At 68.4% G+C, this 11,693-nt stretch carries 12 protein-coding genes; all 12 read left to right on the top strand.

Annotation, left to right across the window (positions count from 1 at the left end):
* Positions 1-125: 125 nt before the first annotated feature.
* The 12 genes from ACTIEY_RS14170 (at position 126) to ACTIEY_RS14225 (ending at position 11,691) form a co-directional block, all read left to right on the top strand.
* Positions 126-965, top strand: coding sequence for a hypothetical protein (locus ACTIEY_RS14170; RefSeq protein ID WP_439519778.1), 840 nt, complete (start codon positions 126-128; stop codon positions 963-965).
* A 25-nt stretch (positions 966-990) separates the two neighbouring features.
* Entirely contained in the window at positions 991-1,392 is a 402-nt protein-coding gene (locus tag ACTIEY_RS14175) for a cupin domain-containing protein (protein ID WP_439519779.1), read from the top strand.
* Positions 1,389-3,137: an FAD-dependent oxidoreductase gene (locus ACTIEY_RS14180; RefSeq protein ID WP_439519780.1), complete on the top strand. Its 1,749-nt coding sequence runs from the start codon at positions 1,389-1,391 to the stop codon at positions 3,135-3,137. Before ACTIEY_RS14175 ends, ACTIEY_RS14180 begins: the two co-directional genes overlap by 4 nt.
* 106 nt (positions 3,138-3,243) lie before the next feature.
* Positions 3,244-4,218 carry a Bug family tripartite tricarboxylate transporter substrate binding protein gene (locus ACTIEY_RS14185; protein ID WP_439519781.1) on the top strand — a complete coding sequence of 325 codons (975 nt, stop codon included), beginning with the start codon at positions 3,244-3,246 and terminating at the stop codon, positions 4,216-4,218.
* 3 nt (positions 4,219-4,221) lie between these two features.
* Complete coding sequence (locus tag ACTIEY_RS14190) at positions 4,222-4,749, top strand: nuclear transport factor 2 family protein (RefSeq protein ID WP_439519782.1); 528 nt, start codon at positions 4,222-4,224, stop codon at positions 4,747-4,749.
* A complete protein-coding gene (locus ACTIEY_RS14195) occupies positions 4,746-5,870 on the top strand; it encodes an alkene reductase (protein WP_439519783.1) in 1,125 nt (374 codons plus the stop codon). Before ACTIEY_RS14190 ends, ACTIEY_RS14195 begins: the two co-directional genes overlap by 4 nt.
* A 19-nt stretch (positions 5,871-5,889) precedes the next feature.
* Positions 5,890-6,660, top strand: a complete 771-nt coding sequence (locus ACTIEY_RS14200) for an SDR family NAD(P)-dependent oxidoreductase (protein WP_439519784.1) — start codon at positions 5,890-5,892, stop codon at positions 6,658-6,660.
* A 2-nt stretch (positions 6,661-6,662) separates the two neighbouring features.
* Positions 6,663-7,430: an SDR family NAD(P)-dependent oxidoreductase gene (locus ACTIEY_RS14205; protein WP_439519785.1), complete on the top strand. Its 768-nt coding sequence runs from the start codon at positions 6,663-6,665 to the stop codon at positions 7,428-7,430.
* 3 nt (positions 7,431-7,433) lie between these two features.
* Complete coding sequence (locus tag ACTIEY_RS14210; protein ID WP_439519786.1) at positions 7,434-9,245, top strand: acyl-CoA dehydrogenase; 1,812 nt, start codon at positions 7,434-7,436, stop codon at positions 9,243-9,245.
* Entirely contained in the window at positions 9,245-10,111 is an 867-nt protein-coding gene (locus ACTIEY_RS14215; RefSeq protein WP_439519787.1) for a MaoC/PaaZ C-terminal domain-containing protein, read from the top strand. The genes ACTIEY_RS14210 and ACTIEY_RS14215 overlap by 1 nt, the downstream gene beginning before the upstream one ends.
* Positions 10,112-10,133: 22 nt before the next feature.
* Positions 10,134-11,294, top strand: a complete 1,161-nt coding sequence (locus ACTIEY_RS14220) for a thiolase domain-containing protein (RefSeq protein WP_439519788.1) — start codon at positions 10,134-10,136, stop codon at positions 11,292-11,294.
* Positions 11,295-11,298: 4 nt separating this feature from the next.
* Positions 11,299-11,691 (top strand): Zn-ribbon domain-containing OB-fold protein, encoded by a 393-nt coding sequence (locus ACTIEY_RS14225; protein WP_439519789.1) that lies wholly within the window; start codon positions 11,299-11,301, stop codon positions 11,689-11,691.
* Positions 11,692-11,693 lie beyond the last annotated feature (2 nt).

Raw genomic sequence — 11,693 nt, forward strand, 5'->3', positions numbered from 1 at the left:
TGCGTATCTTACGGGCAATGCACTTCCAGAATCTCAGGGTAAAACTGGATAAAAAATCTCGTATTAAGAGACCATAGGTGAAAAACCGCTTGTTAAACTAACGGACGTAAGTTAAAAACGATCCCATGGCACTCCACCTTCCCGACATCCACACCACCCCCCAGGGCCGCGTCCTGGTGTTCGACTCGGCCACTCACGTCGAGACTTTCGTGGCCCACGCCCCCTGCCAGGGCGAGGTGGTGGTGGCCGCGTCGTACGCCGGCGTTCTGTGTGCTCGCATGGTCATGTCGGCACGGCCGCGGGCGGCCATCGGACTGGACTGCGCCATCGGCAAGGACGGCGCCGGCATCGCGGGGCTCTGGTATTACGAAGCGCTGAATGTGCCCGCCGCCGCGGTGGACACGCTGACCGCCGAGATGGGCAACGGGCGCGACATGTACGAGCACGGCGTCGTCAGCCGGGTGAACGACTGCGCGCAGCGCCTGGGCCTGGCACCCGGCATGAGCACGCGCGAAGCCGTGCAGGCCGTGCTGACCGGCGAGCGCAAGCCCGCGGTGTTCGACCCCGCACGTCGCCTGACGGTGCACACCGCTGCCAGCGGCCGCAGCATCGTCTGCACCGATTCCATCGCCTTCGCCCTGCCAGAGGACCGCGAGCGCAACGTGCTCTGCACAGCCGGGCACACCGGCCGCAGCGTGGTCGACTACTTCCGCGGCTTCCGGCCCTGGGCCTTCATCTGCTCGGATGGCGGCATCGGCAAGAACGACAGCGGCATTTCCGCGCTGGCCGTGGTGGACGCCGACGGCATCGCCGGCGCGTCGGTGAGCGCGCTCAGCGCGCGCATGGGCGACGGGCAGAGCACCTATTTCGACGGCGTGATCAGCGCCTGCAACGCCACCGCCGCCGCCAAGGGCGTGCGCGTCGGGCAGACGGCGAAGGAAGCCGCCCTGCTGCTGCTGGATTGAACCGGACCCGAGGAGACAAGACACCATGAACGCCATCACCCCCTTTCATCCGCAGCACGACCAGCTGGGCGATGACGAGTCCCGTTACGTGGACGTGCAGAGCATTCCCTGGAAGCCCACGCCCACCCCCGGCATCGACATGAAGGTGTTGATGCAGGACGAGAGCAGCGGCTTGCTCACCGCGCTGTTCCGCTGGCAGCCCGGCACGCAGCTGCCGCTGCACGAGCACGTGGAGATCGAGCAGACCTACGTGCTCTCGGGCAGTATCGTGGACGACGAAGGCGAGGCGCGCGAAGGCGACTACGTGTGGCGACCCAAGGGCAACCGGCACCTCGCGCGCTCGCCCAACGGGGCGCTGGTGATTTCCTTCTTCCTCAAGCCCAACAAGTTCCTGGAAGGCGAACTCGCCGGCAAGGAACTGAAATGAAGGACCAGTACGACGTCGTGGTGGCGGGCTCCGGCGCGGGTGCGCTGGCGGCGGCCGTGACCGCCGCCAAGGCCGGCCTGAGTGTGCTGGTGCTCGAGAAGGAGCCGCTGTTTGGCGGCACCACGGCGCGATCCGGTGGCGTGTTGTGGATCCCGGGCAACCCGATGTCGAAGGCGCTGGGCATCGACGATCCGCTGGACGCGGTGCGCACCTACCTGCGGCACGAAACCGGCGCGCATTTTGATGAGAAGCGCATCGAGGCTTTCCTGGACGCGGGACCGAAAGCGGTGGCGTTCTTCCAGAGCGAGACTGCACTGCAGTTCGTCGCCGTGCCGGAGTTCTCCGACTACCACCCGGATGCCCCGGGCGGACGACCTGGCGGCCGGGCCATCCTGGCCGCGCCCTACGACGCCGGCCAGCTCGGCGCAGACGCCCGGCGGCTGCGCCCGCCGCTGAAGGAAATCACCTTCGTCGGCATGATGTTCAACGCCAGCCAGGAAGTTCAGCACTTCTTCAACGTGACGCGCTCCTGGACCTCCGCGAAATACGTGGCGCGCCGACTCCTCACCCATGCAAAGGAAATGCTGGTGCACGGGCGCGCACAACGCCTGACCAACGGCAACGCGCTGGCTGCACGTCTCGCGCGCAGCGCCACGGACGCGGGCGTGGAGATCGCGACGAGCGCGCCGGTGCGCGAGCTGGTGATCGAGGCGGGCGTGGTGCGCGGTGTGGTGGTCGAGGTGGACGGCCAGCGCCGCACGGTCCGCGCGGGGCGCGGTGTGGTGCTGGGCACCGGCGGTTTCCCGCAAGACCCGGCGCTGCGCAAGCAACTCTTCCCGCACGCCCCCACGGGCGCGGAGCACTGGTCGCCCGCGCCTCCCGGCAACACCGGCGATGGCTGGCGCATGGCCGAGGCCGCCGGTGCGGCCACGCAGGGCGACCTTCCCAACAACGCGGCGTGGATTCCGGTCTCGCGCGTGCCGCGATCCGACGGCAGCTTCGGTGTGTTCCCGCACCTGATCGATCGCTACAAGCCCGGGGTGATCGCCGTCGGCCGCAACGGCCGTCGCTTTGTGAACGAGGCGAACTCGTACCACGACTTCGGCCAGGCCATGCAGCGCCTCGGACGCGAGCAGGGCGAAACGGCCGCGTGGCTCGTGGCCGACCACCGCGCCTTGCGCCGCTACGGCCTGGGCTTCGTCAAGCCGTTTCCGCTGCCGCTCTGGCCGCACCTGCGCAACGGTTACCTGCTGCGCGGAGGCACGCCGGCGGAACTGGCCCGCAAGGCCGGGCTGGACCCCGCCGGACTCGAACAGACGATCGCCGAGTTCAACGGCCCCGCCGAACGCGGGCTGGACCCGGCGTTCGGCAAAGGCACCACCGCCTACAACCGCTACCTGGGCGACGCGAAGCACCCCATCAGCCACTGCGTGGCGCCGCTGGACCAGGGACCGTGGTACGCCATCAAGCTGCTGCCCGGTGACCTGGGTACTTTCGCCGGCATCCGCACCGACGAATTCGCGCGCGCGCTGGCGACCGACGGCACGCCGGTGCCTGGCCTGTACGCCGTGGGCAACGACGCGCTCAGCGTGATGGGCGGCAACTACCCCGGGGGCGGCATCACGCTCGGGCCCGCGCTGGCTTTCGGCTGGATCGCCGGTCGCCATCTGGCGGGAATATCAACGCAGGACGCGGCCGCGCCAGCGCGCGCGGTCCACAGGCAGGGGGATGCGGTGGCGGCCTGAGCGGCGGGGTCGTCGGTTCGCAGAGTGTTTCTTCGTCAGTCAGTCAGTCAGTTTGTTCGTTCATCAATCGAAACCGTCCCAGCCGGGGCATCAGGAGACAAGAACCATGTTCAAGACCGTGAAGATCGCGAAGGCTTTCGTGGCCGTTGCGGCGCTGGCCACCGCCTTTGGCGCTGCCGCGCAGACCTTTCCCAACAAGCCGATCCGCGTGATCGTGTCCTACGCCGCCGGCGGCGCCACGGACAACCTGACGCGCCAGACCGGCCAGGTGCTGGCCGAGAAGCTGGGCCAGCCCATCGTGGTCGACAACAAGCCCGGGGGCAGCACCGTCATCGGTGCGCAGGCGCTGATCGCCGCGCCACCCGATGGCTACACCATGGCCATCTTCGATCCGTCCACCGTGGCGATGAACCAGTTCCTGTTCAAGAAGCCGCCCTACGACCCGGTGAAGTCGTTCCAGCCGGTCACCGTGCTGACGCGCATTCCGTTCGCGATCATGGTGCGCGCCGACCACCCGGCCAAAGACCTCAAGGATTTCGTGGCGCAGATGAAGGCCAAGCCGGGCCAGAGCTTTGGCCATTCGGGTGCCGGCAACCCGGTGCACCTGGCCATGGAATCCTTCAAGGCCGCAGCCGGCCTGGATCTCCAGCACGTGCCGTACCGTGGCGGCGCACCGGCACTGGCCGACCTCCTGGGCGGCCAGATTCCGATCCTCATGATGGACGTGCCCAGCGTCATCCAGCACATCAAGGCCGGCAAGGTGCGCGTGATCGCCCTGACCAGCGCACAACGCTCCGACCTGCTGCCCGACGTTCCCACCATCGCCGAGTCCGGCTACCCCGGGTTCGAGGCCAGCAGCTGGTTTGGTGCCTTCGTGCCCGTGGGCACGCCTGCGCCCGTGGTGGCCCGCCTGAACGCCGCGCTGCGCGAGACCATCGCCACGCCGCACATGCAGACCTGGATCAAGGCGCAGACGCTGGAAGCCGTGACGTCGACGCCTGAGGAATTCGGTGCACTGGTCAAGAGCGATGCCGACAAGTACGGCAAGCTCATCAAGCAGCTCAACCTGTCGCTCGACTGAACCGTGGCGCAGACCAGCGAGCCGTCGCTGCAGTACCTGCTGGATCGCCAGGCCATCCTGGACTGCATCCACCGGTACTGCCTGGGCGTCGACCGGCACGATGCGGCCATGATCGAGAGTGCGTTCCACCTTGACGCGATCGACGAGCACGGCCCGTTTTCCGGTGGTCCCGGCGCGCTGGCCGACTGGGCCAACTCGTTCCATGCCGAACATTTCATGGCTCACACGCACCACATCACCACGCACGGCTGCGAGATCGACGGCGAGGTGGCGCACGCGCAGAGCCACTGCCTGTATGGCTTGCGTCGCAAGGACGGCCAGACGGTGGCGCTGGGCGCGGCGCGCTACATCGACCGGCTGGAACGCCGCGCCGGTGAATGGCGCATCGCGCACCGCCGCACCCTGATCGAGTGGCGCGGCGAGCTCCCGGCGAACATGCCGGAAGGTTATGCGCAAGGCACCTGGGATCGCAGCGATCCCTCTTACGAACGACCCCTGGCCGCTTCGGCCACCCACCACCAGCCCCCATGACCTCTCCCGTTTTGCAGAATGCCCTGTTCGAGCCCGGGCGGCTCGGTACGCTCGTGGTGAAGAACCGCGTGGCCATGGCGCCCATGACGCGTTCGCGCGCCACCGACGATGGCACGCCCACCGCGCTGATGGCGGAGTACTACGGGCAGCGCGCGGGTGCGGGCCTGATCGTGTCCGAGGGCGTGAACATCTCGCCCGGCGCGCAGGGATTCCTCAATGTGCCGGGCATCTGGACCGATGCCCATGTGGCCGGCTGGCGCGAGATCACGCGCCGTGTGCATGCAGACGGCAGCACCTTCTTCATGCAGCTCTGGCACACCGGGCGCATTGGCCACCCGGACAACATGCAGCCCGGCCTGCACCCGGTCGGGCCGAGCGCGCTCAAGCACGAACGAACGCTCGTCACGCCCAGCGGCCTGCAACCGTCGGTGGTGCCGCGCGAGCTCAGCAATGCAGAGATCGAACAGGTGATCGCCGACTACGCGCAGGCCGCGCGGCGCGCGCTGGAAGCGGGCTGCGACGGCGTGGAAATCCATGCCGCCAACGGCTACCTGCCGAGCCAGTTCCTGCACGAAAGCTCGAACCGACGCACCGACGCCTGGGGCGGCAGCATCCCGGCGCGGGCGCGATTCCTCGTGGAAGTGGCGCGGGCGTGTGCCCAGGCCATCGGGGCGGAACGCGTGATCGTCCGGCTCACCCCGTTCTCCGAATTCAACGGCGCCAGGAGCGCCGACGACGCACCGGTGTACGACCACCTCATCGCCGAGCTGGCGAAGCTCTCGCTGGGTGCCCTGCACGTGGTGGGCGCCGAGGTGTCGGGCAACCAGACGGTGCAGCGCGGCGAGGGTGAGCGTGCGCCCGATGTGCTGGGCTTCGTGCGGCCGCGCTGGCCCGGCACGCTCATGGCCGCCGGCAACTACGACCTGGCGCGCGCCACGCGCGACATCGACGAACAGCGTGCGGACCTGATTGCGTTCGGGCGCGACTTCATCGGCAACCCGGACCTCGTGGAGCGCCTTCGCGATGGCCACCCGTTGGTGGAGCGGGTGCCGGCCGACTGGTACGGGCCGTCCGCCCAGGGCTACACCGACTACCCCCGCTGGCAAGCCGCCGCGAACTGAACAAGCTCTTCTACTTTCCATGACTTCCTTTTCTACAGATGCGCTGGCAGGCCGCACGGCCGTGGTGACGGGCGCCGGGGGCGGCCTGGGTGGTGCCATCGTGGCGCAGCTCGCGGCCATGGGCGCGCGCGTTCTGTCGCTCGATCTGCATGCACCCGTTGCCGACACGGCCGCTGGCCACCACGCGCTGGCTTGCGACATCGGCCGCGAGGACGAGGTGGCCGAAGCCGCGCGCCAATGGGAGACCATCGCAGGCGGTTGCGACATCCTGGTCAACAACGCGGCGGTGATGCCGCCGCCCAGACCGTTGGCCGAGATGGTCGACGCCGACTGGGACCGGGTGTTCGCCGTCAATCTCAAGGGCGCGTACTTCTGCGCCAAGCATTTCGGAGCGGCCATGCGGCGCGCCGGGCGAGGCAGCATCGTCAACCTCGCGTCGATTGCCGCCAGCGTGCCCAACGCGATCGGCGCCTACGGCCCGAGCAAGGCGGCCGTTCTGGCGCTCACGCGGCAGATGGCTGTGGAGTGGGGCCCGCTGGGGCTGCGCGCCAACGCGGTGAGCCCGGGCCTGGTGCGCACGCCGATGTCCGAACCGTTCTATGCCCAACCGGCCAACCTGGCCGCGCGCGAGGCGGTGGTGGCGTCGCGCCGCATCGGTGTGCCGCAAGACATCGCCTCGGTGGTGGGCTTCCTGGCCTCGGACGCCTCGGCTTATGTGAACGGCCAGGAGATCACCGTCGACGGTGGCTTCATGGCCACGCCCTTGATGAACATCCAGAAGCGGGACTGAGCATGACCACCATCACCGTCCAGGACCTGCTCAAGGACCGCATCGCCGTCATCACCGGCGGTGGCGGCGGCATCGGTGCGGGCCTGGCGCTCGGGCTCGCAGCGCACGGCGCCACCGTGGTCGTCACCGGTCGCACCGAAAGTTCGCTCGAACACACCGTGGCGGCGGTGCGCGCCGCCGGTGGCCGCGCGCACGCGGTGGCCATGGACGTGACCGACACCTCCTCTTGTGCGGCAGCAGCGGCGCGCATTGCCGCCGAGATCGGCGAGGTGTCCATCCTCGTCAACAACGCCGGCGTCATCGAATACGTGCCCATGGAAGACGAGGCCGTCGGCGAGGCCTGGAAACACACCATCGAGACCAACCTCAACGGCCCCTTCAACACCGCAAGGGCTTTCCTTGCGCCGCTCAAGGCCACGCGGGGGTCCATCGTGAACATCGGCTCCATCGCCGCCACGGTCTACACCGGCAACACGGTGGGCTACTCGGCGTCCAAGGGCGGCGTGCACATGCTCACGGTGGCTTTGGCTCGCGAGCTGGGCAAGGACGGCGTGCGCGTGAACACCGTGGCGCCGGGCGCCATTGCCACGCCCATGTCGCCATCGGCCGGGGACGAGACGCGCATGGCCAACCTGATGCGCCGCGTGCCGCTGGGCCGCATCGGCCAGCCCGAGGACCTCGTGGGGCCGGTGGTGTTCCTCGCCTCCCCGCTGGCCGCGTACGTGACCGGCGCCACGCTGCGCGCCGACGGCGGCTACCTCACGAACTGATCCATGAGCCTCTCCAGCACCCTGCCCACGGTCGACCGGCGCGACCTCGACTTCCAGCTGTTCGAAGTGCTCCAGGCGCTCGACCTCACGCAACGCCCCGAACACGCCGACCACGACGCCACCAGCTTTGCCGCCGTGCTCGACGTGGCGCAGACGCTGGCGGCCGACAAATTCCAGACGCACTACCGCGAATCCGACTTGGACGAACCGCGCGTGGAAAACGGACAGGTGCGGGTGGTGCCGCAAGTGCGCGAAGCCCTGCGCGCGTTTGCCCAGGCCGGCTTCATGGCCGCCGACCGCCCGTTCGACGAAGGCGGCCAGCAATTGCCCTACACGCTGCTGCTGGCGTGCCTGGCGTGTTTCCAGGCCGCCAACATCGGCACCTCCAGCTACAACTTCCTCACCATGTCGGGCGCGGCGGTGATCCGCGCCTTCGGCACCGAGGCTCAGCGCGCGAAATATGTGCAACCCATGCTGGACGCGCGCTTCCTCGGCACCATGTGCCTGAGCGAGCCGCACGCGGGTTCGGGCCTGGCGGACCTGCGCACGCGCGCCATTCCCCAGCCCGACGGCACCTACCACCTCAAGGGCACGAAGATGTGGATCTCTGCCGGCGAGCACGAGTTGTCGGAGAACATCGTGCACCTGGTGCTCGCGCGCATCGACGGCGCGCCGGCCGGAACGCGCGGCATCTCGCTGTTCATCGTGCCGCGCAAGCGACTGGATGAACAAGGCCGGCCGGCGGAGTCCAACGGCGTCACGCTGGTCGGCCTGAACCACAAGATGGGCTACCGCGGCACCGTCAACACGCTGCTGAACTTTGGCGAGAGCGAGGCCTGCGTCGGCGAACTGGTGGGCGAGCCGCACCAGGGCCTGCGCTGCATGTTCCACATGATGAACGAGGCGCGCATCTCGGTGGGCGCCGGTGCGGCGATGCTGGGCGTGGCCGGCTACCTCTACAGCCTGGACTACGCGCGCGGACGGCCGCAAGGCCGGTTGCCCGGCGCCAAGGACCCGAGCACGCCGCCGGTGGCCATCATCGAGCACGCCGACGTGCGCCGCATGCTGCTCACGCAGAAGGCTTACGCCGAAGGCGGGCTGGCGCTGTGCCTGTACGCCGCGCGGCTGGTGGACGACGTGCGCAGTGGCGAAACCCCGGCCGCCAGGGAGCGCGCCAACCTGCTGCTGGAAATCCTCACACCGCTGGTGAAGAGCTGGCCCAGTGAGTTCTGCCTGGAAGCCAACAAGCTGGCGATGCAGGTGCTGGGCGGCTACGGCTACACCCGCGACTATCCGGTGGAACAGTTCTACCGCGACAACCGGCTGAACCTGATTCACGAAGGCACACACGGCATCCAGGCGATGGACCTGGTGGGCCGCAAGATCCGCATGAACGATGGTGCCGCTTTCGCCCTGCTGTTGGGCGCCATGCGCGAGGACATCGCTGCCTGGCGCGGCGACGGGCAGGCGGGTGCCTTTGCGACGCAGCTCGAACACGCCCTGGGCCAGGTGGAAACGGCCACCCGTGCGATGCAGGATCACACCGCAGATGAACGCCGATACACCGCCAACGCCACCCTGTATCTCGACATGCTGGGCCATGTGGCCGTGGCCTGGATGTGGCTGCGCCAGGCGGGAGCGGCATCGCGCGGCCTGGCCGCCGGTGCGTCGGGCGATCGGCAGGCGTTCTACGAGGGCAAGCTGGCTGCCGCCCGCTACTTCTACCGCTACGAGTTGACCCGACTGGCGCACTGGCTCCCGATCCTCGGTGCCGCCGACCCGTTGTTCGTCGAACTCGACGTGGCCACGCTGTAATGGCCATCGATCACGCCGCGCTGATGCGGCTCCGATTTCCCGAGCGCGAGTTCCACTGGACCGAGCGCGACACCCTGCTCTACAACCTGAGCGTGGGCATGGGCCGCGAGATGCCCGCCGACCTGCCGTTCGTGTTCGAGCGCGGTCTGCAGAGCATGCCCACGCAGGCGGCGGTGGTCGCCTGGGAAGACACGTGGCAGGAGCGCGCGGGACTGGACATCACGAAGATCGTGCACGGCGAACAGCGCGTCACGCTGCACCGGCGGCTGCCGGCGTCGGGCACCGTGCGCTCGGCTTTCCGCATCGCGGCCTGCTACGACAAGGGCCCCGGGCGGGGCGCCGTGCTGCTGGCCGAAACCGTGTTGCGCGAGTCGGGCATCGACGCGCCTCTGGCCACATTGCTGTCCACGGTGTTCGCGCGCGGCGACGGCGGTTTCGGCGGTCCCCCCGGGCGCGGACCCGATCCGCACCCTGTGCCCCAGCGCGCGCCGGATCGCACGGTCGAGATCGACGTGCGGCCCGAGCAGGCCATGTTCTACCGGCTCACCGGCGACCGAAATCCGCTGCACGTCGACCCCGCGTTTGCCACGGCGGCGGGTTTCGATCGCCCCATCCTGCACGGCCTGTGCACCTGGGGCATGGCCGCTGCGGCCGTGGTGCGTGAGGCCTGCGATCGCGATGCCTCGCGCCTGGCGCACTTCGAGGCCCGCTTCACCGCACCGGTCTACCCCGGTGAGACGCTGGCCTTTGACCTGTGGTTCGACGGCGCGGCGGTTTCACTCCGGGCTCGCGTGCCGCAGCGCGGCGCGACTGTGCTCGACCACGGACTTGCGCAACTGCAGGTTCCTTCCCATTCCCACTCATGAAGTCAGAAAGCAGGTGATTCAAATGGCAAGCCAGGCCCATGCCCACATCGTGGGTGCCTACGAGCATCCCACCCGCAAGGCCGACGACAAGTCGCTTGCACAACTCCACGCCGAAGTCGCCAAGGGCGCGCTCGAAGACGCGGGCCTCTCCAAGGACGACATCGACGGCTACTTCTGCGACACCGAAGCGCCGGGCCTGGGCGCGTTGTCAATGGTGGACTACCTCGGCCTGAGGGTGCGCTACATGGACAACACCGACACCGGTGGTTCGGCCTACCTGCTGCATGTGGCCCACGCGGCGCAAGCGATCGCGCAGGGCAAGTGCAGCGTGGCACTGATCACGCTGGCCGGCCGCCCGCGCGCTGCCGGGCTGAATGCCGAACCCGTGGTCGACTGGAACATCCCCGACATGCCGTTCGAGCAACCTTATGGCCCCACCGTGGTGAACACCTACGGCCTGTGCGCCATGCGCCACATGCACGAGTACGGCACCACCAGCGAGCAGCTGGCCTGGATCAAGGTGGCCGCCTCGCACCACGCGCAACACAACCCCCACGCCATGCTGAAGAAGGTGGTCACGGTGGAAGAGGTGGTGAACTCGCCCATGATCTCCGACCCCCTGCACCGGCTCGACTGCTGCGTGGTGAGCGACGGTGGTGGTGCGCTGATCGTCACCAGCGCCGAGATCGCCAAGACGCTCAAGCGCAAGAGCGTGCGGGTGATCGGCACCGGCGAAGCTGCCAAGCACCCCAGCGGCGGACAGATCGACCTGAGCTACTCGGCGGCGGCCTGGGCAGGCCAGCAGGCGTTCGAGCAGGCGCGCGTGAAGGCATCGGACATCAAGTACGCCTCCATCTACGACAGCTTCACCATCACCGCGCTGATGCAGATCGAGGACCTGGGTTTCTGCCGCAAGGGCGAGGGTGGCAGGTTCGTGGCCGACGGCGGCCTGATATCCGGTGTGGGCAAACTGCCGTTCAACACCGACGGTGGTGGCCTGTGCAACAACCATCCTGCCAACCGCGGTGGCATGACCAAGGTGATCGAGGCCGTGCGCCAGTTGCGCGGAGAAGCGCACCCAGCGGTGCAGGTGAAGAACTGCGACCTGGCCCTGGCCAGCGGCATGGGCGGCTGGATGGGCAGCCGCCACGGCGCCGGGGTCCTCATCATGGAAGGGGTTTGAAGTCATGACCACAGAACAACGCACGCCGGTGTGTCCCGGCACCCACATCGAGAACCAGCCCTTCTTCGACGCGGCGGCCGACGGCCGCCTCACCCTCAAGCACTGCGAGGACTGCGGCCGGTTCCACCACTACCCGCGCGCCATCTGCCCGCACTGCTTCAGCGACAAGACGACCTGGAAGGACAGTGCCGGCAACGGCACGATCTATTCCTTCAGCGTGATGCGGCGCGTGCCGCAGCCCTATGCGCTGGCGTATGTGACGCTGGACGAAGGCGTGACGCTGATGACCAACGTGGTCGATGCGGACCTGGACGCACTGGCCATCGGCCAGCGGGTGAAGGTGGCTTTTCGCAAGACCGACGGCGACGTGACGGTGCCGGTGTTCGTGCCGGCCTGAGG

It is taken from the genome of Hydrogenophaga sp., assembly GCF_051858985.1.
GTDB lineage: Bacteria > Pseudomonadota > Gammaproteobacteria > Burkholderiales > Burkholderiaceae_C > Hydrogenophaga.